This window comes from Massilia sp., from assembly GCF_046293535.1.
Taxonomy (GTDB): domain Bacteria; phylum Pseudomonadota; class Gammaproteobacteria; order Burkholderiales; family Burkholderiaceae_D; genus Telluria.
This window is the reverse complement of sequence record NZ_JBKBOV010000009.1, coordinates 65,948-92,342: the sequence shown is the minus strand read 5'-3', so window position 1 is coordinate 92,342 and position 26,395 is coordinate 65,948. Positions and strand designations below refer to the sequence as shown.

The following is a 26,395-nucleotide window of genomic DNA, read 5'->3' as shown; positions in this document are numbered from 1 at the left end:
CTTGGGAAATAAATGTCTGCTAGTTGGTTTTCGCCGACGTTTTTCCCGCCGCCCAGCGCGCGTACGCGATGCCCAGCGCCACCTCGGCAGCGACCTGGCGCCTGTTCTCGGCGCTTTCGCTGAACTGGATCAGCAACTGCCCGGTACTCAGGCCGCTGTTCATCTGCCCGATCCAGTAGTCGAAGCCAGCCTGGTCGGGCGTTCGATGCAACACGTTCCGGTAAAGCGCGGTGAGGATCTGGGCCTGGCTGGGCGCGACGCCGTACAGGCTAGCGAACTCGGCGGATGTCACGAAGCTCGCCGCCATGCTTTCCAGCGACTGGCCGCCATCGAGCGCCGCGATCCAGAAGCCGAGGCCGACGTTGTCGGGCTTGCGGTCGAGGGCGGCGCGATACAGGCGATAGGCCTGGCCGGCCTTGCCGTCCACGTCGAAAGCCAGGCTCAGGTCACTGAAATCGAGGCGGTGGGGCTGGCGCACCAGCTGCACGCCGTCGCTACCTAGACGGTCGGCGATGCTGAGGATGCCATTGTCCAGAGCGAGGGTGTAGGCCGCCAGCGGGCCGTTCATTGTCAGGCCCTCGATCCGCAAGCGGACCGCCGGCCCGGGATCGGAAAAATAACGGCCCTGATATTGCACCCGCGGCAGGAACACCATGTCGCCAGCCTGTGCCGCATGGAACTGAAAGATGCCGCTGGGCGAGCGCAGGTCATGCTCGTCGACCAGTTCGTCGACGTCGCGGAAGGCGATCTCCCTGACGGTCCAGCCGGTATCGGCGCCAATGTAGCGGCTCGACTGGTAGTCGCTGAGGAAACGCAGGCGGACAAGACGTCCGGCATAGTTTTCCAGCGGCACGGAAAGCAGTGCGGCCGGCATGCGCGTCGTGCCCCTGCCTTGCTCGCGGTAGACATCGGTCCAGCTGGCGCCATCGTCCGTCGAGACTTGCACCCGCAGGGCCTGGGTATCCATGGCGGAGCCGGCGGCGCGCACAAACGACAGTGAAGCCGCACCCGGGTTCACCAACAGCTTCCTGTTCAGCGTCCAGCTCTGGACGCTTCCGATGCCGCTCGCGTCATGATACAGGCGCAGTTCGCCATTGCCGATCGCATTGGCCGAAATGCCGCTTCCCGCGGTCCACATGGCGGACGTGAATTCGGCAGCGGCGATACCCCGGAGCGGCCAGGCCCGGTAGGCCAGGATGCCGTAGCCGGTCGCCCCCGGCATGGGCGCGACCTGGGCGGTATAGTCGCTGCCCCTGGCGACCGGGGACGGCAGCGTCAGGCGCGCCATGGGCGCGCCGGCCGCCGGCCGGGCCGGGTCGAAAACGATGACCTCATAGTCGAAGCGGCGGGGCTGGCCACCGATGAAGACGTTCGACACCGACACGCGGTAGCGGATGTCCTGCGCGGGCGCCACATGGTTTCCCCATGCCTGGGTCATCGGCATGTCGGGCAGCGTCCAGACCACGGTGTTTTCGCCAACCCCGTTCTTGACAGGTTCCAGCTTGACTCCCAGCGCCATGCCATTGCGCGAGACGGCCACGTCGGCGCGGGAGAAATCGGCCGTGGTATGAGAAAGAGACCAGCGGCCATACACCGCCTGGTAAGGCATGTAGCCGCGCGCCGGCCAGGCCACGAAACCGTCGCGGGCCACGCGCGGCAGTCCCGGCGCCAGGTCGAAGACGTGGAGCGCGTTTGCGCCCCGTAGGCTGGCGCCTTCGAGCGTGCTCGGCGGCACGTCCCCAATGCCGAAGGAACGGTTTTGTGGGTGAAAGATCCAGCGGCGGTGGCCTACCGAACTATTATTCTCGCCGTAATCGTTGATGTAGGCATCGATGGCGCGCGGGCCGGTGGCGGCGAGCGCCAGGTTCGACTGGCCGGCCGCCCGGGCGCCCGCAGCGGTGTAGAACTTCCAGGTCGCAGGCGGATAATGCGACAGCTGGTCGTTCACGCTCATCATGAACGCTGCCTGCTGTGCGCCGACACTGTTTTCGGGCGAAAACACGCTGGCGGCACGCAAGCCGGCCATCGCCCGGTACCAGTTGATGCGTTGCATGGTGGCGGCATGATGCCGGGAGTCGACCGTGCCGGCGTCGCCAGCCGCGTAATTCCCGGTCCACGCCATCGGCACATCTTCCTGCTGGTAAACCCTGTTGAAGAAGAGCCGGACCGCTTCGCGGTCGTTCGTGTCGATCTCGAGCGCGGCCTGCTCGCCTGCCAGCTGTTGCGCCGACTTCCCGTGCATGCTGCCCTGGCCCGGGACGGCCTTGGCCAGCCCATCGTTGGTCGGCGCCGGACCGAGCTGAACCTGGGACTGGTGTGCAGATGAATGCGCCATCCGCAGCGTTTGGGTGGTCGGCGGCGGTTCCGGCGTATCGCCCCCGCAGCCGAGCAGGATGGCCGGCAGGATGGCCGTGCCGATCAGGAGTCGTCGTTGAATCAAGGATGCCTCGCGCTTGCGCCGCAGGCGGCGTGCTGGCACCAACTCTCCGGCTATATAAATAGATACCCGGCATTATGGCTGCGCGACAAACTTTTTCCTAGCGGAAACTACATTTTACCCAACGTGCATGCAAGTCCGACAATGATCAAGGGCGGTCCCGGATGCGCCCATCCTTGTCCTTTCTTTTGTCAATCCCCTTTCGCCACGCCCTCGCGGCGCGGATCGGCCCCGCCATACCACAGCGGCACCCCATGCACCTCGATGCGCTGGATGCCGTGCAGGCCCGAGGTCTGCTCGCCCAGGCGTACCTTGTGGCCGCGCGCGTTCAGCGCCTCGATGGTGGTCGACGGGAAGCGACCCACTTCGAGTTCGGTCGGGCCGTTGCGGCTGCCGAAGTTCGGCAGGGAGATCGCCTGCTGCACGTTGAGACCCCAATCCAGCGTGCCGACCAGCACCTTGGCGACGTAGTTGATGATGGCCGGGCCGCCGGGCGAGCCCACCGTCAGCACCAGCTTGCCGGTCTTGCGGTCGAACACCACGGTCGGCGACATCGCGCTGCGCGGGCGCTTGCCGGCTTCCACGCGGTTGGCGACCGGTCCGTCGGCATCACGCGAGGCGAAGGAGAAATCGGTCAACTGGTTGTTGAGGATGAAGCCGTTCACCATCTGGCGCGAACCGAAGGCGTCCTCGATGGTGGTGGTCATGGCCAGGCCGGCGCCGAAACCGTCGACCACCGAGACGTGCGAGGTCGACGGCGTCTCGATCGCGTTGTCCTTGCCCCAGTGCCAGGCCATCTCCATGCCGGGCGGCTTGCCGGCCGGCGCCTCACCCATCGAACGCTGTCCCACCAGCCTGGCGCGCGTGGCCAGGTAAGTCTTGTCGATCAGGCTGGGCACGCCGCGGCCCGGCAGCGGCACGAAGTCGGTGTCGGCGGCGTAGCGGTTGCGGTCGGCGTAGGCCAGGCGCCCGACTTCGCTGAACACGTGCAGCGCATCCGGCCCCGGCACGCCGTTGTTCGGGGCGAGCGCCTTCATGTCGAAGGTCTCGAACATGCCCAGCATCTGGGCGACCGCGATGCCGCCGGAAGACGGCGGCGGCATGCCGCATACCGTGTAGGCACGATAGTCGCTGCAGACCGGGGTGCGGACCTTCGGCTGGTAGGCGGCGATGTCGGCGGCGCTGAGCAGGCCCGGGTTGCTCGGGTGGCCCTGCACCTTGGCGGCGATGTCGCGCGCGATGCGGCCTCGGTAGAAAGCGTCGGCGCCACCCTCGGCGATCTCGCGCAGCGTCTTTGCCAATGCCGGGTTCTTCAGGACATGGCCGACCGGCCAGGGCTGGCCGCCATTGCCGTAGAAGTAGCGCGCGGCTTCCGGGTCCTTGCGCAGGTAGCGGTCGCCGGACAACAGCGCGTGCAGGCGCGGGCTGACCGCGAAGCCCTCTTCCGACATGCGGATGGCGGGCGCGAACAGCGCCTTCCAGGGCAGCTTGCCATGCTCCTTGTGCGCCAGTTCCAGCATGCGCAGCACGCCCGGCGCGCCGACCGAGCGGCCGCCGACGATGCCCTCGGCACGCGACAGCGGCGTGCCGTCAGGACGCTGGAACAGGCGCTCGTCGGCTTGCGAAGGCGCGGTCTCCCGGCCATCGAAAGCCTGGGTCTTGCGGCCGTCGTAATGGACCAGGAAGGCGCCGCCGCCGATGCCGGAAGACTGCGGCTCGACCAGCGTCAGCACCATCTGGGTGGCGATCGCGGCGTCGATCGCGCTGCCGCCTTGTTGCAGGATCTGGTAGCCGGCCTGCACCGCCAGCGGATTGGCCGCGGCCACCATGTAGTTTTTCGCCGGCCAGCCGGGTTTGGCGGTGTAGCCGGTGGCGGCTTCGGGGGCAGCCTGGCGGCTGTCCTGCGCCAGCAGCGGTTGGACCGTGAAGGCCAAGGCCACGGCCAGGACGGCGCTGCGCAACTTCGTGTCGTTCAAATCGTTCCTCCAGAAGCAAAACGGGCGCGCGGCTTGCGCCACGCGCCCGACATCTGCCCATCCTACAACAATTGGCAGAAGGCTTCAGGAAGCGATATGCATCCGATCACTTCGGCTGCATGCGGATCGCGCCGTCGAGGCGGATGGTTTCGCCGTTGAGCATCACGTTTTCGATGATGGCCTTGGCCAGGTGCGCATACTCCTTCGGCATGCCGAGGCGCGGCGGGAACGGGACCATCTTGCCCAGCGAATCGCGCACTTCCTGGGGCATGCCCATCAGCATCGGGGTTTCGAAGATGCCCGGAGCAATGGTCATCACGCGGATGCCGCTGCGCGCCAGGTCGCGCGCCATCGGCAGGGTCATGCCGGCAACGGCCGCCTTCGAGGAGCCGTAGGCCGCCTGGCCGATCTGGCCGTCGAAGGCCGCGACCGAGGCGGTGTTGATGATGATGCCGCGCTCGCCGTATTCCGATGCCTCGAGCTTGCCCATGGCGTCGGCGGCCAGGCGGCACATGTTGAAGGTACCGACCAGGTTGATGTTCACCGCGCGCTGGAAGGCGTCCAGCGGATGCGGGCCGTCCTTGCCGACGGTCTTGACTGCCGGCGCCACGCCGGCGCAGTTGACCAGGCCGCGGAGCGTACCCAGCTTGGTGGCCGCTTCCACGACCGCCAGGCCGTCGCTTTCCGAAGTGACGTCGCACTTGACGAACTGGCCGCCCAACTCGGCCGCCAGCGCGGCGCCTGCGTCAAGCTGCACGTCGGCGATGACGACTTTGCCGCCCGCTTCCGTGATCATGCGCGCCGTGGCGGCTCCAAGGCCCGACGCGCCACCGGTCACGATGAACACATTGTTCTGAATCTGCATGGTTTTCCCTTTTAAAAGTTCTAGTGCCGCTGTCTTCGGCGCGGTGCTGACGGTTCACGCAAAGCTTACGTTAACGTAAACGTCAAACAGCCGGCATTGTAGCGAACTTTTGCCAGGAAAAACCACTCACCAAGCGCAATGTTCCTGTCCGATCAAAGGCACTGGACCGTGGTGCCGTTGGTGGTGCAGGCACGCCCGCTGCTGCTGATCGCCACATTGCCCGGGCCGCCGGCGTTGTAGGTGGTGCCGTTGACGTCGGTGCAGGTGCCGCCCACGCAACTCACCACCTGGCTCGACTGCGGACCGGGCGGAGCGGGCGCCGCCGCGACGCCGGTGCGCGCGGCCGGCGCCGGCGCCGGTGCGGCGATGCGCGGCGTGGCCTCGATGCGCTGGACTGCGCCCGGCCGGCGCTGGGCCTGCTTCTTGTCCTGCTGCCGGGGCTCGGGCTTGCCCTGCAGCTCCTGCTGGGTCCTGGGCTGCAGCGGGGTTTGCGGCTGGGCCGGGGCGCGGGGCTGCGTCTGGGCCGGGGCCGGCTGCCCGGTTCCTGGAGCAGGACGGGCCGATGGGTCGACTTCGTTCTGCTTGCCGGTGACCGGCGGCTGTCCGGCGCGCTCTTCCTGCGCCTGCGGCCGGGCCTCGCCTGCCGCCTGCGTGCTGGCCGGAGTCGGCTGCTGGGTGGTAGCCGGGGTCGGCTGCTGCGGGTTCAGTACCGGGCCGTAGCTGGCGCTGTCGTCGACCGGCTTGCCCGTCGGGGGCTGCTGCGCCGCCACGTTCTGTGCCAGCGCGCCCGCGGAGCCCAGGGCGAACAGCAGGGCAATCATGGACTGGATGGGACTCATGGTGCACCTCATGCGATTCGGATATTGGACAGGCCATTATCTGCCTGCGCCGGCGTGATCGGCGCACGCGAAACACTTCCTCACATGATTGTCAAACGGTAACGGGCGGCGCACTCCCCCGCCGGCGTGCGAAGATCGGGCCGACCTCATTCACAGGAGCGAGCATGGGACGGGTAGAGATCGTGGAGGGCGACCACGTACGGGGCAGTCCGGACGCCGACATCGTCATCATCGAGTACGGGGATTTCCAGTGTCCCTATTGCGCGCGGGCCCATCCGACGCTGAGCGGCCTGCGGCAGCAGTACGGCGAGCGCATCGCGCTGGTCTACCGCCACCTGCCGCTGGGCATGCACCCGTATGCGGAAAGCGCGGCCGAGGCCGCGGAAGCGGCCGGCGCCCAGGGCAAGTTCTGGGAGATGCACGACAGCCTGTTCGAGCACCAGACGCAGATGGCCCCGGCCCAGCTGCCGCTGCTGGCCCAGGGCCTGGGGCTGGATGGAGCGCGCTTCGAGGCCGACATGGCCGAGCGCAGGCACCGCGAGCGGATCCGGGCGCAGGCGCAAGAGGCGCAATCGCTGGGAGCGAGCGGAACGCCGAGCTTCTTCATCAACGGCGAACGCTACCAGGGGGATTCGGACCGCGACTCGTTGACGGCGGCCGTCGAACGGTATTTGTAACGCCTCCATGCTGATCGCATTTGTAGGGTGGGCGGGGGAAAACAGTCCAGTGGACTGTTTTCCCGCCCACGCGGTCAACTATCGTCAGCACTGTCACGGCAGAATTGAAGGCAACAACGACCGCGTGGGCGGCATAGCCGCCCACGCTACGAAAAGCCGTTCGGCCGCTTACTCAAATGAAAAACGGCCCCTTGGGGCCGTTGAGCGACTTCTTGCGTATTTATTCCGACAGCGCCGCGAAGGCGGCGTCGCGCACCTGCTCGACCGGGCCGACGCCCGAGATCTTGCGGTACTTCGGCGCGCCCGGCAGGCCCGACTGGGCCCACTTGTTGTAGTAGCCGAGCAGCACTTCGGTCTGGTTGTGGTAGACGGCCAGGCGCTTCTGGACGGTTTCTTCCTTGTCGTCGTCGCGCTGCACCAGCGGCTCGCCGGTGACGTCGTCGACGCCTTCGACCTTGGGCGGGTTGAACTTGGTGTGGTACACGCGGCCCGATGCCTGGTGGGTGCGGCGGCCCGACATGCGCTCGACGATCAGTTCATCGGGCACGTCGATTTCCAGCACGTAGTCGATCTGCACGCCGCTGTCCTTCATGGCGTCGGCCTGCGCGATGGTGCGCGGGAAGCCGTCGAACAGGTAGCCGTTTGCGCAATCGGTCTCCTTCAGGCGCTCTTTCACCAGACCGATGATGATGTCGTCCGACACCAGTTGGCCCGCATCCATGACCTTCTTGGCAGCCAGGCCCAGTTCGGTTCCAGCCTTGATCGCCGCACGCAGCATGTCGCCGGTGGAAATCTGCGGAATGTTGAACTTTTCCTTGATGAAGTTAGCCTGGGTGCCTTTGCCGGCGCCGGGTGCTCCTAACAGAATGAGACGCATGAGTTTCCTAGATTCTTAGAGGATGTTGATAATTTTTATGTGCGCTAACGATTGCGTTTGATGCATATCTGGCTACTTGACACGAAAGTTACCACAAAAGTCAGCTTTAACGCCAACCCCCGGGGCCTCCGCGAGCCTGTTTTGACATAGCGCAGACAACGTAAAACTGGCGTAAGGAAGTTCAGGCAGCGTAGTGGCGGCGCACGCGCTCCAGGTCGTCCGGGGTGTCGACGCCGGCCGGCGGCGCACTGTCGGTGATATGCACGGCGATCGGGTAGCCATGCCACAGAACGCGCAGTTGTTCCAGCGCCTCGATGGTTTCGAGCGGCGAACTTTCCAGCGCCGGATAGGCCTGGAGGAAGGCGTTGCTGTAGGCGTACAGGCCGACGTGGCGCAGCGGCGCGTAGCCGGCCGGCAGCGCATCCTTGCTGGCGGCGAAGGCGTCGCGGTGCCAGGGAATGGTGGCGCGCGAGAAGTACAGCGCCCTGCCCGCCTTGTCGAGCACGACCTTGACCACGTTCGGGTTGAACACCTCGGCCACCTCAACGATCGGATGGGCCACGGTGGCCATCGGCACGCCGTCGACGATGCGCGCGGCGCAGGCGGCCAGCAGGGCCGGGTCGATCAGCGGCTCGTCGCCCTGCAGGTTGACCACCACCTCATCCGGCCCCAGGCCCAGCTGGTGCGCGACTTCGGCGATGCGGTCGGTGCCCGAAGGATGGTCGGAGCGCGTCATGCAGGCCTCGACGCCGTGCGCCGCGCAGGCCGCCAGGATGTCCGGGTGATCGGTGGCGACGATGATGCGGGCGGCGCCCGATTCGCGCGCGCGTTCGGCCACGCGCACCACCATCGGCTTGCCGCCGAGGTCGGCCAGCGGCTTGTTCGGCAGCCGGGTCGAAGCCAGGCGGGCCGGGATGATGACGGTAAAACCCACGGCTTACACCGCTTCGATCTTGCGCGCCTGGTCGGCCCACATGATCGGGATACCGTCGCGAATCGGGTAGGCCAGGCGGTCCGGGCTGCAGATCAGTTCCTGCGCCTTTTTGTCGTACTGGAGGGGGCCCTTGCACAGCGGGCAGACCAGGATATCAAGCAGTCGAGCGTCCACGACATTTCTCCACGATTTGTTCGGCCAGCGCGGGGTCGATCCGCGCCGTCACGGGCACGACCCACAAGCGCGGGTCGTCCTTCAGGTTATCAAGTTGCCGACATTTTACTGCATCCTTCTCCGTGATCAGGATGACATCGGCATCGATCCCGTCGAAAGGCCGGTCGAGGAAGTCGTGGTGGTCGGGCAGCGGCAGCTCCCGGAAGTCCAGGCCGGCGCCGCGCAGCATGGCGAAGAAGCGGCCCGGATTGCCGATGCCGGCCGCCGCCACGATGCGCCTGCCCTTCAGGCGCGCCAGGGGCAGGCAGTCTTCGGGCCGCAGCAAGGGTTCGGCGAAGTCGCCCGCCAGCTGCATCTGGAAAGGCTGGCCGCCGACCGCGCGCGCCAGCCCAGGGGTGATCTCGGGCGCGTTCACCACCGTGAAGTCGCGCCGGCGCGAAGGCGGTTCGCGCAGCGGACCGGCCGGCAGCAGCCAGCCGTTGCCCACCCCGCGGCCATCGAACAGGACGATCTCGACGTCGCGCGCCAGCGCATAGTGCTGCAGGCCGTCGTCGGTGATCAGGACGTCCACCTCGGGGTGGCTGGCCAGCAGCGCCCTGCCGGCTTGCGCACGCTGGCGTCCGACCACGACCGGGCAAACGGCGCGCGCCGCGATCAGGAGCGGCTCATCGCCGACTTCACGGGGATCGGATTGCGGCGTCACCTCGCGCGGCAGCTCGGCCGCACCGCCGTGGCCGCGCGAAATCACGCCCGGGCGCAGGCCGGCGCCGCGCAGGCTTTGCGCCAGCCAGATGGTGAGCGGGGTCTTGCCGGTCCCGCCGATGAAGATGTTGCCGACCACGATGACCGGCACCGGCAGGCGCTCGCTCTTCTTGAGCTGGAAGCGGTACAGGAGCGAGCGCAGGCCGGCGAGCACGCGGAACAGCAGCGCGAGCGGCAGCAAGGCCAGCGCCAGCGGGCCGCGCCGCAGCCACGCGCGGGTGAGGGTCGATTCGAGGTTGGACGCCATGGAGGGGAGCGGACGCCAGGGCGTCCGCCTGTTTACTTTTTCGTGCCGGTCTGGGCGGCGAAGGTCAGCTTGTCGTAGCCGGCCACGCGCGCCGCTTCCAGCACGTTGATGACCATCTGGTGCATCGCGAACTGGTCGGCATTGACGATCACGACGGGGTCGTTGGCCGCCTGGCCGTTGGGAGCGTTGCGGGCAGCAGTTTTCAAGTCTTCCGCCAGCCCGGCCACGCTGTGGAAGGAGACCGGCACGTTGTTGACCGTGTAGTTGCCCTTGGCGTCGATGGTGACGTTGATCTCGAAGGGACGCTCGGCTACCCGCTCGGCGTCGGCCGTGGGCAGCGTGATCTGCAGCTCGGTGAATTTGCTGAAGGTGGTCGACACCATCAGGAAGATCAGGACGACCAGCAGCACGTCGATGAACGCGATCAGGTTGATCTCCGGTTCCTCGCGCCGGCGGTCGCGGCGGAAGTTCATCATTTGCGGGTCCCGTGCACGACGTCGACGAATTTCACGGACTGCAGTTCCATCTCGACGACGAAGCTGTCGACCAGGGCGCGGAAGTGGCGGTAGAACACCAGGGCCGGCATGGCGATGGCCAGGCCGAAGCCGGTGTTGTACAGCGCCACCGAGATGCCGTGCGCGAGCTGGGCCGGGTTGCTGCCGCCGGTCGGGCTTTGCGCGCCGAAGATCTCGATCATGCCGACCACCGTGCCGAACAGGCCCAGCAGCGGAGCCAGCGAGGCGATGGTGCCGAGGGTGGTGAGGAAACGCTCCAGGCCGTGGGCGACGCCGCGGCCGGCTTCCTCGATCGATTCCTTCATCACGTCGCGCGGCGCGTCGACGTTGCGCAACGCAGCGGCCAGCACGGTGCCGAGCGGCGAATTGTGTTCGAGCTTGTCGACCACGTCGGGCGTGACCTTGCCGGCGCGGTAGACGCGGATGACTTCATCCAGCAATGCCTTCGGGAGGATCTTCTCGCGGCGCAGGTAGAGCAGGCGTTCCACGATCAGGGCGACGGCGATGATCGAGGCAATCAGCAAGAACCAGATGGGCCAGCCTGCAGCTTGAAAGATGGCGAGCAAAAGAAACTCCTGTGGGAAAGAAAATCAGTTCAGCAATGTAACAAGTTGCCAGCGGTGCGGCAAGTGTGGTTCTGCACAGCTTCTGTGGATAAAAATGTGCGCAAGCCCGCCCGCTGGATCAAAGATCCTTGATTTCAAAGGACATTCTGCGCCTGCGCAAGAAAACGGCACGAATCGGATGAGCATGCTTTCCGCACAAGTGCTTTGATCAGGATGATCTTGATCTAGCTCAAGTGTTTGCACTTACGAACAAATTCTGTGGACAAAATTGTGCGCAATGGCACTCCGCATTACCCAAGTCATTGATTTACTTGAGGAAATTTATACCGCACAAAAATTAAGCACTGTGGCAATTTATCCTCAGTCGGCCTGGCCTGTGAGGTTCCTCACATTTTTTGTGGACAAAAATGTGAGCAAGGCCCTTTTTTCGATGTTAAGTCTTTGATCTAACACAAAAAACTTTCATTGCACAAAATTTCATCAATCAGCAATGAAGCGAGGGATGATGTGCAAATCTCCCCTTTCTTGCATGACTTGTTCTGCTCTGGAGAGCTAGCGACTAAGAAAATTCACATCTGCACATTTTTTGTGGATAAGGATGTGATGAATCCTGTACGCCTGCACCTAAGCCGTTGATTCATAAGGGATCATCTTCTGCTGCTTGCGAAAGATGCAAACGCCGGGAAACGCATTCAAACGCGCGTGTCACGATGCCGGACGCGCCTTTCCACACCGCCCGGGACGAGGCCGGGACCTGTTTCTCCCCTTGGCGCCTTCCTTGTGCACACTTTTTGTGGACAAAATTGTGTGCAAAGCCCCCTCTAGACAGCTAAACCCTTGATCTATAACAATAAACTTTCCCAGCGTCATTTTTGAGCAGCGTCGCCCACGTTTGGCTCGTCCTGTCCACCTCGATGCCTCAGGTCGCGATATGCACATTTTTTGTGGAAAACAATGTGTCCAAGTGGGGCACAGGGTAGCTAAGTGCTTGATCCGCAAGGAAGTCGCGCGCTGCGCAGCATTCTTGGGCAGTCCGCTGTCTTATGGATGAGTTGCCCACAGATTTTGTGGATAAAGTCGCCTCGAACCCTCAAGACACCTTCGCAAGCCTTTGATTTTAAAGGACTCCAATAGAATGCATTGAAAACTGGCAACAACGATTCATGCCAGACAAGAATGGATCGGTTGCGCACACGGCTGCCTTTCGGCCCTTGTCGTTTTCTCCAGGATGTGACATAAGCATCCCTTTTACCATAGCAGCCGAGCAGCATCCATGGATACCCACCGCGACGCCGATCCCGCCTACACCGCGCCACCCGTCATGAGCGTGACGGCCCTGAACCAGCAGGTCGCCCGACTGCTCGAACGGAGCTTTCCACTGGTCTGGATCGGCGGCGAGATCTCCAACTTCACGCGCGCCGCCTCCGGCCACTGGTATTTCACGCTGAAGGACGATGCCGCCCAGGTGCGCGCCGTGATGTTTCGCAGCCGCGCCCAGTATGCCGGCTTCGTTCCGCGCGAAGGCGACAAGGTCGAGGTGCGCGCCCTGGTCACCCTGTACGGGGCGCGCGGCGACTACCAGATCAACGTCGAGACCATCCGCCGCGCCGGCGTCGGCCAGCTCTACGAGGCCTTCCTGAGGCTCAAGGAAAAGCTCCAGGCCCAGGGCCTGTTCGACGGGGACCGCAAGCGAGCGCTGCCGCTGTTCCCGCGCACCATCGGCATCGTTACCAGCCCGCAGGCCGCGGCCCTGCGCGACGTGCTCACCGCCCTGCGCCGGCGCGTGCCGCACGTGCGCGTGATCCTCTACCCCGCCCCGGTCCAGGGCCAGTTCGCCGCGGACAAGATCGCCGAAGCCATTACGACAGCATCGCGGCGCCAGGAAGCCGACGTGCTGCTGGTATGCCGCGGCGGCGGCTCGATCGAGGACCTGTGGAGCTTCAACGAGGAATGCGTGGCGCGCGCCATCGACGCCTGCCAGATCCCGGTGATCTCGGGCGTGGGCCACGAGACCGACGTCACCATCGCCGACTTCGCTGCCGACGTGCGCGCCGCCACCCCGACCGCCGCGGCCGAACTGGCCGCCACGCCGCGCGCCGACTGGCTCGCCTCGGTATCTGGCGACGCCCAGGACCTGCGCCGCGCGATGCGCCGCACGCTGTCGGAAGCCAGCCAGGGCCTGGACAATTACAGCCGCCGCCTGCTCAGCCCCTCGGCCCAGATCCGCCACCAGCGCGTGAAACTGCTGTCGATGGCGGCCGCGCTGACCCATGCGGTGCGCACCCCGGTGAATCGCCAGAACCTGGTACTGGCCCAGCTGCAGCAGCGCTGGATGCGCCATCGCCCCGACATGCGGGCGCTGCGCGCCCGCTTGGAGTCGGACGGACGCCACCTGAACACCAGCCTGTGCAACGCCGTCAAGCGGCGCCGCGACGCCCTCGAGGCACTGGCGTCCCAGCTGGAACTGCTGAACCCGCAACGCACGCTCGAGCGCGGCTATGCCATCGTCCGCAACGTCAAGGGCGAGGTCGTGCGCGACCCGGCGCAGATCAAGGCGCGCAACAAGCTGAGCCTGCGCCTGGCCGGCGGCACGGCCGACATCGTGGTGTCGAGCGTGCAGGCCGCGCCCGGCGATCCGAATGACTAGCCAAGCATGCAACATCGCGCTATCCGGTTTAGAATAGCGCGGTTTTGGAACAAAACCCGTCCAACCAACGCACAAGGAATAGCACATGGAACATACCCTGCCGCCACTGCCGTACGCTAAGGATGCCCTGCAGCCGCACATCTCGGCCGAGACCCTGGAATACCACCACGGCAAGCACCACCAGACCTATGTCACCAACCTGAACAACATGATCAAAGGGACCGAGTACGAGAACATGTCCCTGGAAGAGATCATCCAGAAATCGTCGGGCGGTGTGTTCAACAACTCGGCCCAGGTGTGGAACCACACCTTCTTCTGGAACTGCATGACCCCGAACGGCGGCGGCGCACCGACCGGCAAGGCGCTCGAGGCCATCAACGCCAAGTGGGGCTCGTTCGACAAGTTCAAGGAAGAGTTCAACAAGTCGGCACTGGGCAACTTCGGCTCGGGCTGGACCTGGCTGGTGCAGAAGGCCGACGGCAGCGTCGACATCGTCAACACCTCGAACGCCGGCACTCCGCTCACCACCTCGGACAAGCCGCTGCTGACCGCCGACGTCTGGGAGCACGCCTACTACATCGACTACCGTAACGCCCGCGCCAAGTTCCTGGACGCGTTCTGGAACGTCGCCAACTGGGACTTCGTGAACCAGAACATGGCGTAAGCCGTTCTCGTTGCGCGTTTCACCAGCATGGCCCGCCTTGTGCGGGCCATGCTTTTTGCGCGCGCTACCAGTACTTTGCCACCATCCAAAGCAATCCTTACCCGACACCACCCGACATGAAACTGACATTTGCCTCGACAAGCGTCACGATGCTTGTTTTGTTCAGCGCCTCCGCCGGAACCTTCGCCCAACATGCCGGGCATGGACATGGCCATCACGCTCCGGCCCAGACACCTGCCGCCCACAGCGCCCAGGGGCAACTGCCCTACGCCGGGTTTCAGGATCGCGAGATCAAGGCCTTGTCATCCCAGCAGGTGGAAGGCCTGCGTGCCGGGCGCGGCATGTCGCAAGCCCTTGCGGCGGAGCTGAATGGGTTTCCCGGACCCATGCATGTCCTCGAGCTCGCCGAGCGGCTCGAGCTGACTGCGGAACAGCGGACCAGGGTAAACGAACTGTTCAGCGTCATGCAAAAGCAGGCCAGGGAGCTTGGCGAAGAACTGATCGCAGCGGAGCGAGAGCTCGACGCGTTGTTCAAATCCCGACGGATCACGCCAGCGACGTTGGACAGCCAGACGCAAAAGATCGCACAGGTTCAAGGGCGCCTGCGAGCCGTCCACCTCCGCAAGCATCTGGAAATGATGCACATCCTTACACCGGAACAGGTCAATTCCTATAACACCCTGCGCGGATATTGAGGCGCTGCCCTGATTCAACGGATCAGCACCTCATTGCGAAAGCGCCAGGCATAGGTCTGGCCGACCTTCAGCTGCGCGGGATGCTCGCGCAACTCGACCACGAAGCCGCCGACTTCGTCGCGGCGGATGCGCGCGATGGCGCGGGCGCACACCAGGGTGCCGCGCCGGATCTGCCAGAACTGCTCGGGGTCCAGGCCTGCCGCCAGGTCCTTGATCGGCATCCGGATCAGGCCCTCGTCCTGGGCCGTGACCACCCGGGTATAGCGCGTGTCCGATTCGAAGAACAGGATCTCGTCGATCGGGAACAGCTTGATGACGTTGCCGGCCGTGCAGCTGATCCAGCGGATCCGTTCCTGGGCGGCGTTCGGCCGCAGGCGATGGTCGAGTTCCATCCAGCTCCGGGCGCGCTCGGCGTCGCCGTTGCCCGCTGCGAGCTGGGTCCGCACGCGTTGCAAGGCCTGTTCCAGCCTGGCCCCGTTGACCGGTTTGAGCAGGTAGTCGACGGCGCCGAGGTCGAAGGCTTCGATCGCATGGCTGTCGTGGGCGGTCGTGAAGACGACGCAGGCTTTGCCCGCGCTGGCGCGCGCGACCTCGAGCCCGCTGATGCCGGGCATCCGGATGTCGAGGAAGGCCACGTTCGGTTCCAGTTCGGCGATCGCGGCCAGGGCCTCGCTGCCGTCCTCCACCGAGGCGACGATCTCGAGCTCGGGCCAGGCCAGGGCCAGCAGGCGTTGCAGCTCGGCGCGCTGCAGGTCCTCGTCGTCGGCAATGATCGCGGTCGGCATGTTCACGCTTCCTCCATCGTCTCGAGCAGCGGCAGGGTGATGCTCGCCACCACGCCGCCCTCTTCCCGCGCACGCAACGCGAGCGCGGCGGCGCCGCCGTACAGGTGCTTCAGGCGCTCGCGGATATTGCTCAGGCCAATGCCGCTGCCGCTCGCCGCGCAAAAACCCACGCCGTCGTCGCTCACGCTCAGTTCCAGCATCCGCATGCCATCGACTTCGCGGCAGGCGGCCGCAACCCGGATCGTGGCCGGCCCCTTCTTCGGTTCGATGCCGTGCTTGACCGCGTTTTCCACCAGCGAGATCAGCATCAGGGGCGGAATGGGGGCGGCGCGCAGTTCCGGCGCGCAGGCCACTTCCGCGTGCAGGCGCGGCATGCGCGCCGCGATCACGCCCAGGTAGGCGCGCACCGAGTCGCACTGCGAGCCGAGCGCGACGAAGGTGCTGGCGCGGTCGGCGCGCAGTTGCGGGATGGTCGAGCGCAGGTAGTCGATCAGGTGGTCGATCATGAGGATGCCGCGGTCCGGGTCGGACAGCATGGCGGCGCGCACGCCCGACAGGGTATTGAACAGGAAGTGCGGCTCGACCTGGCTGGCCAGTACCGCCAGCTTCACCTCGACCTCGTTGCGCTGGTGCTTGTAGCGCTCGGCCTGCGCCTGCAGGGCGGCCTCGCGCAGCAGGCCGCGCTGGCGGAAATAGGCGGCCAGGTCGAAGGGACCGGCCAGCCACACCAGCACCGGGAACCAGATCGCCAGGTTGACGATGCGGTTGTCGCGCGCCTGCTCGGCCTGCAGCTCGGCCGATGCCTGCCCGTTCGCCGGCTGGCCGCCGGTCCTGACGAAGGGGGTCAGCGACCAGGCCACCAGCACCCCCAGCAGCAATGCGCACACGATGCCGGCCGCTTCGCGCCGCGGGTTCCAGCCGCGCGCGCGCACCAGCACCGCCAGGCCGCGCCCCAGCGCCAGGGCGATCGCCACCATCAGCCAGATCGCCGGGAAAGTGAACCAGAAGCGCAGCGTGTCGACCCCGGGCGGCGGCGCGGGCACCAGCGCCGCCACCAGCGCGAGGACCAGCGCGAACACGATCATCGGGGCGCGGAAGGCGCGCAGCCGGTAGGCGTACCAGGTCTTGCCGAACACCGGGTATTGCTGCGCGCGCGCCGACCAGCCGCCCAGCCTGCTCGCCAGGCCGGGCGGGAGGGGATGCTCGATGTCGCTGCTTGTTGGTTGTTCCATAAGACTATTTTACGCTGCGCGCCTGCGCGACCGTCTCCAGGATCCACGCGCCCACCGTGTCGAGCGCGAGCGGCGCGAGGCTTTCCTCGATCTCGGCGTATTCGCTTCCGGCGCCGGTGCGTGCGGTCTGGAACAGGTGGTTCAATGCCGGCAGCTCCTTGACCACGGCGCGCGGGTGCTCTTTGAGCGCAGTGCGGATCGCGCCCAGGTTCATCGCGGCCGGCACCTGCAGGTCGCGCTCGCCGTTCAGGACCAGGATGGGCTGGCGTACCGACCGCAGCACCGGGCCGGGTTCGTGGCGCAGGAAGGCATGGAACCAGGGCGACGCGAACAGGCTGGCACGCGCGGCCGCCGTGCCGGCCGACAGCAGCCCATCGCGTTCGGCCGCTTCCATCATTCGGCGCGCCTTGTCGCCGGCGAGCGCCGAGCGCGGCTCGGCCACGATGGCCGCGAACACCGCGCGGTTCAGCTCACGTTCCCTGGCCACCGCCTCCTCCGGCATGCCGGCGGCCCTGGTGCCGAGGGCGATCTGTTCGACCATCAGCAGTTCGCCGCGCACGCCGGGGCTTCCCAACGTCACCACGAAGGCCAGCTTCGGATCGCGCGATGCCACCATCGGCGCGATCATCCCGCCCTCGGAGTGGCCGAGCACGCCGATCCGCTTCGCGTCGACCTCGGGACGGCCGCGCAGGAAGGCGACCGCCGCCTCGGCGTCGCTGGCGAAGTCCCGGGTCGTGGCCAGCGCGTAGACGCCGCCGGACTGCTTGACGCCGCGCTTGTCGTAGCGCAGGACCGCGATGCCCTGGCGGCTCAGGTGGTCGGCCAGCACCAGGAAAGGCTTGTGCCCGAAGATGGTCTGGTCGCGGTCGGTGGGGCCGGAGCCGTGCACCAGCACCACCGCCGGGAACGGACCCTGGCCCTGGGGGACGGTCAAGCTGCCGGCGAGAACATGGCCGCCCGCCGGATTGGCGAAGCCGACCTCGACGCTGGCATACGTCGGCTGGCGCGCCGCGATCGCTTCCATCTGCGGCCGCTTCGGCGCGAGCGCCGCCGCGTCGGTGCGCTCGAGGCGCAGGGGCACGGCCTGGCCGTTCTGGGTCCAGGTGCCGATCCAGGCCTGGTCCGCTTCGCTCCAGCGCGCGTTGAAGCCGGCGTTGAGTAGCGCCAGCCTGAATCCGAGCCGCTCCTCGCCGACCTCGAGCTGCTCCACGGTCGTCTTGAAGTTCTGCTGGGGCACCGCCAGCCTGCCTTCCCACTTGCCGTCCGCCGCCCTGGAGAATTCCAGGTGCACGTTCAGGGAACCGGCGATGCGGCCTTTCCAGTGGCCGCCGGCGTCGATGGCACAGGCGGGGCCGGCGGCCAGGAGGAGTGTCGCCAGCAGGCCGGACAGGATCGATTTCATGCGCTTGTCTCTCTCTTCAGGTTCGGGAAGCCCACTGTAAGCCGGGCCGGCGCGCTGCTTCGGCGACATGGGACGAATCCCGGTTTGGCCGACATGAACCGGGGCGGGCCCGGGATGAACGCGGCTAGGCCGGCCGTGCTGCCGCCGTGTTGTCGTCCTGGCCCCTGGCCCGGTCGAATACCTGCCCGGTCAGCGAATGGCGGTTGCGCGCGCGCTGCCGCGCGGCCTCTTCGTCGTAGAAGAAGGGCAGGAAGGCATAGCGCGTGCCTTCCAGCACCGGCGTCGCCTCGTGCAGCAGGGAGCAGGAAAAGACGACCGCGCCGCCGGTCGGCGCGCGGTAGCAGCGCGGGCCGAATTCCGGGAAGCGCAGCTCGCCGCCCCGGTACTCCCCGGCGTTCAGGTTGATCGTGCAGGCGAAGCGGCGGTGCGCGGTGCCCGGCGTGGTGTTGTCCTTGTGGGGACGGAAGAATCCGCCCTCGCTGGCGTCGTAGCGGGCGACCAGGTGGCGCTCGATCCGGGTGATGTCGAACTGGAAGGCGCGCTTGACCTCCGGCAGCAGCCGGCGCTGCAGGCGCGCATGGATGGCCTGCCGCAAGGCGGCGAATTCGGGGCGCGTATCGAATTCGACGTCCTTGCGCTGCTTGAAGCTGCGCTCCCTGACCTCGACCGTCTTGCCGTTCACCTCGCGCATGAAGCCGGATTCGACTCCGCCCTGGCGCTCGTACAGCGCGATGAGTTCCCGGCACAGGTCCTCCTCGAACACCCGCGGCAGGATCAGGACCGGCGCATGCAGTTCGGTGCCGGCGTGCTGGGCGACCGGCGGCAGGCGCCCGATCGCGTCCTCGAGCGCGCGCTTGTGCTGTTCGGGGTTCAGGAGCGGAATGTTCGCGAGCACCCGCAGCATCGGGTCGAGCACCAGGGTGAAGGGCCGGTACGCCGACGCCCCGTCGCCGGCGAGCGCGCCGAAGCGCATGCTGAGCTGGCGGTCGAGGTCCCGGAAATAGCGGATGCCCGGCAGGATGGTCCGCACGCGCCCGTGGGCTTCGTCGTCCGGATCGACCGAGACGCCGAAGAAGCACAGGTGCTCGTCGTCGAACAGGGCGCGGCGCCGCTCGACGTGGCCGACCACCTCGCGCACCGCGGCAATGCCGGCGCTGCCGAGGAAACTCAGGACGACGTAGCGCCCTGCGGTCGTATAGAAGGTATAGCGCGGATTGTGCGCGGTGCTGCCGACGAATTCAGGTATCGGGTCCCCGGGTAGCCACACGGTAGGTCCTGGACGAGTTGATAAGGATGAGAGCTATCTTAGCGAAGCGCACCGCCCGCGCCAACATTCATGTTTCCCCCTGCGCCAGGTGGCGGCGCAGGAAGTCCACGCAGACCCGCACCCTGCCCGACCCGGCGAGGCGCTGCGGATAGACGGCCCACACGCTGGCCGGCTGGGTGTAGTCGGGCAGCACCCGCACCAGGCTGCCCTGGTCCAGGTAGGCGCGCGCATCCCACAGCGAGCGCAGCACGATGCCGGCGCCTTCCACCGCCCAGCGCAGCGCGATCTCGCCGTGGTTGGTGGACAGCGCTCCCGACACCCGCACGGTTTCCTCGCCGCCCCGGCCGCGCAGGCGCCAGGTGCCGAACGGGTGGTCGCGCTCCTTGATCGCCAGGCACTGGTGGCTGGCGAGTTCCTTCAGCGACTTCGGCATGCCGTGCCGCGCGACATAGCTTGGCGCGGCGCACAGGATGCGGTGGTTGTCCATCAGCTTGCGCGCCACCAGTTGCGGCGGCAGGCTGTCGCCGATGCGCACGTCCAGGTCGAAGCCCTCCGCCACCGTATCGACCAGGCGGTCGAACACCTCGAAGCGGATCTGCAGCCGCGGGTGGCTGGCCGCCAGTCGCGCGATCGCCGGCGCCACCACCTTGCGCCCGAAGCCGAAGCTGCTGCAGATGCGCAGGCGCCCGGCCGGTTCCTGGCGCCGCTCGGCGACGTCGTCCAGCATGTCGTCGAGCTGCTCCAGCACCAGCAGCGCCCTGGCGTAGACCTGCTCGCCCTCTTCGGTGACGACGACACGGCGCGTGGAGCGCGCGAACAGGCGCACGCCGAGCTGCGCCTCCAGCACGCCGATGCGCTTGCTGACAAAGGCCGGCGACATGCCCAGGCTTTCCGCCGCCGCGCTGAAGCTGCCCTTGCGGACCGCTTCGACGAACACCCGCAGGTCGCCGTTTTCGATTTGATTATTCACGATTCGTGTTCCATGGAGCCACACCCAAGGGGATTATAAACGCAGCGTTTTCTTGCTAAGCTGAGCGCCGACATGCCAACAGCACACAGGAGCAGGCCATGAAGAAGCACAGGATCGCCGTGATCGCCGGGGACGGCATCGGCAAGGAAGTCATGCCCGAGGGCCTGCGCGCCGTCGAGGCGGCGGCGCGGCGTTTCGCCATCCCGCTCGAGTTCGTCACGTTCGAGTGGGCCAGCTGCGACTATTACCTCCAGCACGGCAAGATGATGCCGGACGACTGGAAGCAGCAGCTGATTGGTGTCGACGCCATCTTCTTCGGCGCGGTCGGCTGGCCCGACACGGTGCCCGACCACGTCTCGCTATGGGGCTCGCTCCTGAAGTTCCGGCGCGAGTTCGACCAGTACGTCAACCTGCGCCCGGTGCGCCTGATGCCCGGCGTGCCCTGCCCGCTCGCCAACAAGCAGCCGGGCGACATCGACTTCTACGTGGTGAGGGAAAACACCGAAGGCGAATACTCGGCGGTGGGCGGGCGCATGTTCGAAGGCACCGAGCGCGAGCTGGTGCTGCAGGAAGCGATCTTCACCCGCAAGGGCACCGACCGCATCCTCAAGTACGCCTTCGACCTGGCGCAGCGCCGCCCGAAGAAGCACCTGACCGCGGCCACCAAGTCGAACGGCATCGCGATCTCGATGCCCTACTGGGACGAGCGGGTGGCCGCTGTTGGAGCCGCCTATCCGGAGGTCCGCTGGGACAAGTACCACGTCGACATCCTGGCGGCGCGCTTCGTGCTGTCGCCGGAGCGCTTCGACGTGGTGGTGGCCTCGAACCTGTTCGGCGACATCCTGTCGGACCTGGGACCGGCCTGCGCCGGCACGATCGGCATCGCCCCCTCGGCCAACCTGAATCCGGAACGCAGCTTCCCCTCGCTGTTCGAGCCGGTGCACGGCTCGGCGCCGGACATCTACGGCAAGAACATCGCCAACCCGATCGCCATGATCTGGTCGGGGGCGATGATGCTGGACTTCCTGGGGTACAAGGATGCGCACGACGCGCTGGTGCGGGCGATGGAGCATTGCCTGGTGCAGGGGCCGCGCACGCCGGACATGGGCGGGACGGCGAATACGACCGAGGTCGGGAAAGCGATCGCCGAATACCTGGTCTCGTAGGGTGGACGGCTATGCCGTCCGCGCGTTCAACAATCGTGTGAACAGAGATCGCGTCTGCTCAAACCTGGTGTGAACGCGCGGACGGGGAACCCGTCCACCCTACGAAAGGCGAGTTACCTCACTTGAGCAGGTAGGTATTGAAGAAATCGATCGTCGAATAGAACAGGTAGTCGGCATTCGCCTTCTTGCCGAAACCGTGCCCTTCGTCGTTCGCCGTCATGTACCACACCGGCGTGCCGTTCTTCTTCACCGTGGCCACGATCTGGTCGGCCTCCTGCCAGGGCACGCGCGGGTCGTTCTTGCCCTGCACGACGAATAGTGGTTTCTTGATTTTCGACGCGTTGTTGGCCGGCGCGGTCGCTTCCATCCACTTGCGCATCTCGGGGTCGCGCTCGTCGCCATACTCCACCCGGCGCAGGTCGCGCCGGTAGCTCTCGGTGCGCTCGAGGAAGGTGACGAAGTTCGAGATGCCGACGATGTCGACCGCCGCGGCGATGCGTTCGGGGTACATGGTCGAGACGGCAAGGCTCATGTAGCCGCCGTAGGAGCCACCCGTCACCGCCACGCGCGCGGCGTCCATGTCGGGCTGGGCCGCGATCCAGTCGAGCAGCGCGCCGATGTCCTTCACCGAGTCTTCGCGCAGCTTGCCGTTGTCCAGCTTCAGGAAGCTCTTGCCGTACCCTGTCGAGCCGCGCACGTTCGGGTAGATGACCGTCAGGCCCATCTCGTCGGTGAAGTAGTTGTTCCGGCCCAGGAAACCGGGCCTGGACTGCCCTTCCGGACCGCCGTGGATGTTGATCACCACCGGGCGCTTGCCGGGGAATTTCTTCGCGTCCGGACGGTAGGCGAAGCCCGAGATCATGCGGCCGTCGAAGGACTTCCAGCGCACCAGTTCCGGCTCCACGAAACGGTTCATGTCGACCTCCATCTTCTCGTGCCGGGTCCAGCGCGTCACCGCACCCGTCTTCGCGTCGACGCTGTAGACCTCGGACGGGCTGCGCGCCGAGGACAGCGACAGCGCCAGGTTGCGGCTGTCCTTGTGCCACTCGATGCGGCCGATGACGCCCATCGGCAGCTTCGGCTGCGCCACCAGCTTGCGGTCGCGCGTAGACATCAGGCGCAGCACGCTGTTGCCGTCCTCGTTGGCCACGAAAGCCAGCAGCTTGCCGTCATCGGAGAGGTCGAAGCTGTCGATGTCCCAGTCGATCTCCGGCGTCAGCACGGTTTCCTTGCCGCTGGCGATGTCGATGTAGACCAGTCGCTGGAATTCCGAGCCGCGGTCGCTGGTGGTGTAGATGCCCTTGCCGTCGCGCGAGAATGTGGCGCTGCCGTAGGCGACCTTTTCCTCATCCTTGCCGCCCTTCTCCGTCAGGCGCCGGCTCTTGCCGCTGGCGACGTCCATCAGCCACAGGTAGGATTCGTTGGCCGACACGTACTCGCTGTACACCAGCTGCTTGTCGTCGTGCGAGAACGCGAACGAGCCCCAGCCGCCGCCCGGCAGCTCGGCCAGCACGCGCGCCTGTTCCGGTTGCAGCGGGTCGACGATGCTGACGGTGGAACTGATCTGGTCGTTCGAGCCCTGGCGGCCCACCGGCACCGTCACGTACAGCAGCCGGCCGCTTCTCTTCGCCCAGGCGGTGTCCTGCACGCGGCGGTTGTCGGGCGTGACGGGAATCGCGTCCGCGCTGCCGCTGTTCTTGCCAGGCTCGCGGCGGTACACGCGGAACACCTCGTTGCCGCCGGTGTCGCGGCCGAACACGTAGAACTTGCCGTGGCGCGGCTCGTACTGGGCGCTGCGCACCGGCTCGGCGTAATCGGTCATCAATTCGAGCGGCGCGCCCGGCCGGGCCACACGGAACAGCTGCGGCGTGTTCTCGTGGCGGCGCGAGACGATCATCTCGCGCCGGGTCGGGTGCCAGGATGCGTACGAGGTCGGCTTGAATTCGTTGTACTTGGCCACCTGGCTGGCCAGGCTGGCCGATACCGGCGGCACGTTTTCCAGCACCATCGCGGCCGGCGGCGCGACGGCGGTCTCCTGGGCCGCGGCCGGACCGGCGGCCAGCAGGAGGGTGGCGATCAGGGTCAGCCCGAGCGGGCGGCGGTCAAATCTCATCCGTTAGTCTCCATGCATGGGTTGTTGGTATTGCAGCGTTTCAACTTTACACGAGTTGGGAGCGGGCGCATCATTGTCACCGAACTGTAAGCAAATGTCCCCCCTTTGTAGGGGCTGTGCTATCGAGCAACTAGTTCTATACAATCTCGGACGAAGGAGAAACAAGCATGTACCGAGTGATGTTGGTGGAAGACGATGCCCGATTGGCGGAGCTCGTCACCGAATACCTGTCCGGCTATGAATTCGCGGTCGACCTGGTCACGCGCGGCGACCAGGCATTGGAGCGTTTCAAGACGCTCGCGCCCGATGTCGTCGTGCTCGACCTGATGCTGCCGGGCCTGGACGGCATGGTGGTCTGCCGCCAGATCCGCGAACTGTCCGAAGTGCCGATCCTGATCCTGACCGCGCGCGAGGATTCCTACGATGAAGTCTCGGGCCTGGAACAGGGCGCCGACGATTTCGTCAACAAGCCGGTGCAGCCGCGCGTGCTGCTGGCGCGCCTGCGCGCCCTGATGCGGCGCACGGCCCAGGCCAAGGGCGGCGTGGACGCGCGCGTGCTGCAGTTCGGCGCGCTGCGCATCGTCACCAGTGACCGCAGCGTGGTCTGGCGCGGCGAACCCTGCGTGCTGTCGAATACGGAATACAAGCTGCTGCTGGTGCTGGCCGAAGCCGCCGGGCGCGTGCTGTCGCGCGACGCCCTGCTCAAGAAGATGCGCGGCATCGAGTTCGACGGGCTGGACCGCAGCATCGACAACTGCATCTCCAAGCTGCGCCGCAAGTTCGAGGATGCCGATTCGGAGAAGATCAAGACGGTGTGGGGCGAAGGCTATCTGTTCTCGCCCTCGGCCTGGAATTAAATCGTAGGGTGGGCGGGTCTCCCGCCCACGCGTTCAACGACAGCCGGAACTGCCGCGGCATCTCAACGGATAACTATCACCGCGTGGGCGGCAAAGCCGCCCACCCTACGAAAACCGATCACTCGAACAGCGGCACGATCGCCAGCGGCGCGCTGTAGGTGATCAGCTGCGCCCGCTCGGCCCCGAAGCGGTAGTTCACGGCCGGGAAGTCGGCGTCCGGATCGCCGCCGAAGGCCGCGCCGGGTGCGAGCGGCAGCGCCTGTTCCCCTTCCGGACGGCGCAGCTTGACCGAGGCCTCCACGCCCTTTTTCGGGAACACCATGCGCACCCCCACGCACTGGCGCGCGCGCGCCGTGACGTCGACGTGGCGGGCATAAGCCAGCGCCTGCGCGCAGGCCGCGCGCAGCTCGTCGGTGTCGTAGACGTTGTCGGCGCGCGGCGCGATCGTCACGCGCGCGCGCAGGGTGAAGGGGCCGATCTTGCGATTCGGCGCCAGCACGGCATTGTCGTCGTAGGCGGCCTTCACCAGCGGCAGGACGCCGCGGCCCAGGGCGTCGAGCGCCAGGCTGGTCTGCACGGTCTTGCCGCTCAGGACCAGCTGCAGGCCCTCGCCCAGCACGCCCTTTTCGCGCGGCTGCAATTGCAGGTGGTTCTGCAGCAGGTTCTTGGCGCCGCCGTATTTTTCGAACACGACCAGGCTGCGGTAGGCATCGCGGTAGCTCGCCCACTCCGATGCCGGCGCAAGCGCCTGCGCCGCGGCCAGGCTGGCCGAGCTCAGGAGCAATGCGCATGCGGTGGCGTGTGCGAGTCGCATCATCAGAACCGGTAGGCGAAGGCGGTCGAAACCGTCAGGTTGTCGGGCCGCTCGACGAGCGGGCTGCGGCGGGCGTCGCCCATCAGGCGGGTTCCCTGCACGCTCGATGTCAGCATCCAGGAGGGCGACAGCGCCCAGTTCCAGCGCGCGCCGATGCGCACGTCCTTCAGGCCGCCGTCCGGACGATGGATGCGGTTGCCGCTGCTCAGGGCCTGGTCGGCGCTGACGCCGAAGTAGCTCTGCTGGTAGGCGCGGTTGGCCAGGCCCACGCCCGCCGTCAGCGACAGCGTGTGGTGCGGGGCCAGCTGCATCGCCAGGCGCTGGATGCCGAACTCGCCGCGCACGCCATTGCGGCCATTGCCGGCGCCGGCCAGCACGCTGCCCGTCAGGCGCCATTGCGGCGCCAGGTACACATTGAAGAAGGCGCCCGCCTCGGGGCGCGCCTTGATCTCTTCCATGCCGTCGAGCGGACTGGCGCTCTTCATGGCGCGCTCGGTCGAGGGCAGCAGCGTGGAGAAGGCATCGACGCCGCCGACGCCGGCGCCGGTGCCCGATTCGGTGCGGCGCGGATGGATGGCAATCAGCGGGCCGTATTCGACGACCGGGCTGGCGGAGAGGTGCATCCCCGCGCTCATGCCGGAAATGAAGATGCCGTTGCTCCATTGGACCTGAAGCACCGGCAATGCCCTGAGCTTCCTGCTGTCCGCCCCTTCGTAGCGCGGCGCCGACACGACGCCCAGCCCCGCATACATATCGCGGCTACCGTCGGGCATCGGGTTGGTGGTCGGCGTCTGTGCGCTTGCGGCGCTGCCCGAGACAGCCAGAACCAGGGCGAAAAGCTTGTGCATGTCTTTCACAATCGGGAGAGTTCGGCAATCCAACATTTTACGTCGGGCAAGCCGAACTCTCACGCA

24 protein-coding genes are annotated in these 26,395 nt (G+C 66.4%); 6 read left to right on the top strand and 18 right to left on the bottom strand.

Annotated features, from left to right (window positions below; genetic code table 11):
- Window positions 1-19 precede the first annotated feature (19 nt).
- The 4 genes from ACK4S9_RS07515 to ACK4S9_RS07500 all read right to left on the bottom strand — a co-directional run bounded on the left by ACK4S9_RS07515 (window position 20) and on the right by ACK4S9_RS07500 (window position 6,117).
- Window positions 20-2,479, bottom strand: a complete 2,460-nt coding sequence (locus ACK4S9_RS07515; protein WP_409723633.1) for a DUF4214 domain-containing protein — start codon at window positions 2,477-2,479, stop codon at window positions 20-22.
- A 149-nt stretch (window positions 2,480-2,628) separates the two neighbouring features.
- On the bottom strand, window positions 2,629-4,413 hold the full coding sequence (ggt, locus tag ACK4S9_RS07510; RefSeq protein ID WP_409723630.1) for a gamma-glutamyltransferase: 1,785 nt from the start codon (window positions 4,411-4,413) through the stop codon (window positions 2,629-2,631).
- A gap of 106 nt (window positions 4,414-4,519) precedes the next feature.
- A complete protein-coding gene (locus ACK4S9_RS07505) occupies window positions 4,520-5,278 on the bottom strand; it encodes a 3-hydroxyacyl-CoA dehydrogenase (protein WP_409723627.1) in 759 nt (252 codons plus the stop codon).
- A 152-nt stretch (window positions 5,279-5,430) separates the two neighbouring features.
- Complete coding sequence (locus ACK4S9_RS07500) at window positions 5,431-6,117, bottom strand: hypothetical protein (protein ID WP_409723626.1); 687 nt, start codon at window positions 6,115-6,117, stop codon at window positions 5,431-5,433.
- 164 nt (window positions 6,118-6,281) lie between these two features.
- Here ACK4S9_RS07500 and ACK4S9_RS07495 point away from each other — a divergent pair, with 164 nt between their 5' ends.
- On the top strand, window positions 6,282-6,794 hold the full coding sequence (locus ACK4S9_RS07495; protein WP_409723624.1) for a DsbA family protein: 513 nt from the start codon (window positions 6,282-6,284) through the stop codon (window positions 6,792-6,794).
- Window positions 6,795-7,014: 220 nt separating this feature from the next.
- On the opposite strand, the gene adk is transcribed toward ACK4S9_RS07495, so the two are convergent.
- The 6 genes from adk to ACK4S9_RS07465 all read right to left on the bottom strand — a co-directional run bounded on the left by adk (window position 7,015) and on the right by ACK4S9_RS07465 (window position 10,869).
- Complete coding sequence (gene adk, locus ACK4S9_RS07490) at window positions 7,015-7,671, bottom strand: adenylate kinase (RefSeq protein ID WP_409723620.1); 657 nt, start codon at window positions 7,669-7,671, stop codon at window positions 7,015-7,017.
- 181 nt (window positions 7,672-7,852) lie between these two features.
- Window positions 7,853-8,605, bottom strand: coding sequence for a 3-deoxy-manno-octulosonate cytidylyltransferase (kdsB, locus tag ACK4S9_RS07485; protein ID WP_409723617.1), 753 nt, complete (start codon window positions 8,603-8,605; stop codon window positions 7,853-7,855).
- Between the two features lie 3 nt (window positions 8,606-8,608).
- Window positions 8,609-8,779, bottom strand: coding sequence for a Trm112 family protein (locus ACK4S9_RS07480; protein WP_369092972.1), 171 nt, complete (start codon window positions 8,777-8,779; stop codon window positions 8,609-8,611).
- On the bottom strand, window positions 8,760-9,788 hold the full coding sequence (lpxK, locus tag ACK4S9_RS07475) for a tetraacyldisaccharide 4'-kinase (RefSeq protein WP_409723614.1): 1,029 nt from the start codon (window positions 9,786-9,788) through the stop codon (window positions 8,760-8,762). Before lpxK ends, ACK4S9_RS07480 begins: the two co-directional genes overlap by 20 nt.
- Before the next feature lie 32 nt (window positions 9,789-9,820).
- Window positions 9,821-10,261 (bottom strand): ExbD/TolR family protein, encoded by a 441-nt coding sequence (locus ACK4S9_RS07470; RefSeq protein WP_409723747.1) that lies wholly within the window; start codon window positions 10,259-10,261, stop codon window positions 9,821-9,823.
- Complete coding sequence (locus tag ACK4S9_RS07465) at window positions 10,261-10,869, bottom strand: MotA/TolQ/ExbB proton channel family protein (RefSeq protein WP_409723611.1); 609 nt, start codon at window positions 10,867-10,869, stop codon at window positions 10,261-10,263. The genes ACK4S9_RS07470 and ACK4S9_RS07465 overlap by 1 nt, the downstream gene beginning before the upstream one ends.
- A 1,273-nt stretch (window positions 10,870-12,142) precedes the next feature.
- On the opposite strand from ACK4S9_RS07465, the gene xseA reads away from it, so the two are divergent.
- The 3 genes from xseA (at window position 12,143) to ACK4S9_RS07450 (ending at window position 14,875) form a co-directional block, all read left to right on the top strand.
- Window positions 12,143-13,516 (top strand): exodeoxyribonuclease VII large subunit, encoded by a 1,374-nt coding sequence (gene xseA / locus ACK4S9_RS07460; protein WP_409723608.1) that lies wholly within the window; start codon window positions 12,143-12,145, stop codon window positions 13,514-13,516.
- An 85-nt stretch (window positions 13,517-13,601) separates the two neighbouring features.
- Complete coding sequence (locus tag ACK4S9_RS07455) at window positions 13,602-14,180, top strand: superoxide dismutase (protein ID WP_281913529.1); 579 nt, start codon at window positions 13,602-13,604, stop codon at window positions 14,178-14,180.
- 116 nt (window positions 14,181-14,296) lie between these two features.
- The gene (locus ACK4S9_RS07450; RefSeq protein ID WP_409723605.1) at window positions 14,297-14,875 is read left to right on the top strand and encodes a Spy/CpxP family protein refolding chaperone; all 579 of its coding nucleotides are present in this window, start codon (window positions 14,297-14,299) and stop codon (window positions 14,873-14,875) included.
- Between the two features lie 14 nt (window positions 14,876-14,889).
- Here ACK4S9_RS07450 and ACK4S9_RS07445 read toward each other — a convergent pair whose 3' ends face one another.
- The 5 genes from ACK4S9_RS07445 to ACK4S9_RS07425 form a co-directional block, all read right to left on the bottom strand.
- Window positions 14,890-15,660, bottom strand: coding sequence for a LytR/AlgR family response regulator transcription factor (locus ACK4S9_RS07445; protein ID WP_409723744.1), 771 nt, complete (start codon window positions 15,658-15,660; stop codon window positions 14,890-14,892).
- A 2-nt stretch (window positions 15,661-15,662) separates the two neighbouring features.
- A complete protein-coding gene (locus ACK4S9_RS07440; protein WP_409723602.1) occupies window positions 15,663-16,892 on the bottom strand; it encodes a sensor histidine kinase in 1,230 nt (409 codons plus the stop codon).
- A gap of 4 nt (window positions 16,893-16,896) precedes the next feature.
- A complete protein-coding gene (locus ACK4S9_RS07435) occupies window positions 16,897-18,294 on the bottom strand; it encodes an alpha/beta hydrolase family protein (RefSeq protein ID WP_409723600.1) in 1,398 nt (465 codons plus the stop codon).
- A 124-nt stretch (window positions 18,295-18,418) separates the two neighbouring features.
- Window positions 18,419-19,561, bottom strand: a complete 1,143-nt coding sequence (locus tag ACK4S9_RS07430) for a 2OG-Fe(II) oxygenase (RefSeq protein ID WP_409723597.1) — start codon at window positions 19,559-19,561, stop codon at window positions 18,419-18,421.
- 67 nt (window positions 19,562-19,628) lie between these two features.
- A complete protein-coding gene (locus tag ACK4S9_RS07425) occupies window positions 19,629-20,531 on the bottom strand; it encodes a LysR substrate-binding domain-containing protein (protein WP_409723594.1) in 903 nt (300 codons plus the stop codon).
- Window positions 20,532-20,629: 98 nt separating this feature from the next.
- Here ACK4S9_RS07425 and ACK4S9_RS07420 point away from each other — a divergent pair, with 98 nt between their 5' ends.
- The gene (locus tag ACK4S9_RS07420; protein ID WP_409723591.1) at window positions 20,630-21,697 is read left to right on the top strand and encodes a tartrate dehydrogenase; all 1,068 of its coding nucleotides are present in this window, start codon (window positions 20,630-20,632) and stop codon (window positions 21,695-21,697) included.
- A gap of 118 nt (window positions 21,698-21,815) precedes the next feature.
- Here the strand turns inward: ACK4S9_RS07420 and ACK4S9_RS07415 are convergent, their stop codons facing one another.
- On the bottom strand, window positions 21,816-23,810 hold the full coding sequence (locus tag ACK4S9_RS07415) for a S9 family peptidase (RefSeq protein WP_409723588.1): 1,995 nt from the start codon (window positions 23,808-23,810) through the stop codon (window positions 21,816-21,818).
- A 167-nt stretch (window positions 23,811-23,977) separates the two neighbouring features.
- Here ACK4S9_RS07415 and ACK4S9_RS07410 point away from each other — a divergent pair, with 167 nt between their 5' ends.
- Entirely contained in the window at window positions 23,978-24,667 is a 690-nt protein-coding gene (locus ACK4S9_RS07410; protein ID WP_409723585.1) for a response regulator, read from the top strand.
- 118 nt (window positions 24,668-24,785) lie between these two features.
- On the opposite strand, the gene ACK4S9_RS07405 is transcribed toward ACK4S9_RS07410, so the two are convergent.
- Entirely contained in the window at window positions 24,786-25,484 is a 699-nt protein-coding gene (locus ACK4S9_RS07405; protein ID WP_409723582.1) for a hypothetical protein, read from the bottom strand.
- Entirely contained in the window at window positions 25,484-26,329 is an 846-nt protein-coding gene (locus ACK4S9_RS07400) for a MipA/OmpV family protein (RefSeq protein ID WP_409723579.1), read from the bottom strand. The genes ACK4S9_RS07405 and ACK4S9_RS07400 overlap by 1 nt, the downstream gene beginning before the upstream one ends.
- Window positions 26,330-26,395 lie beyond the last annotated feature (66 nt).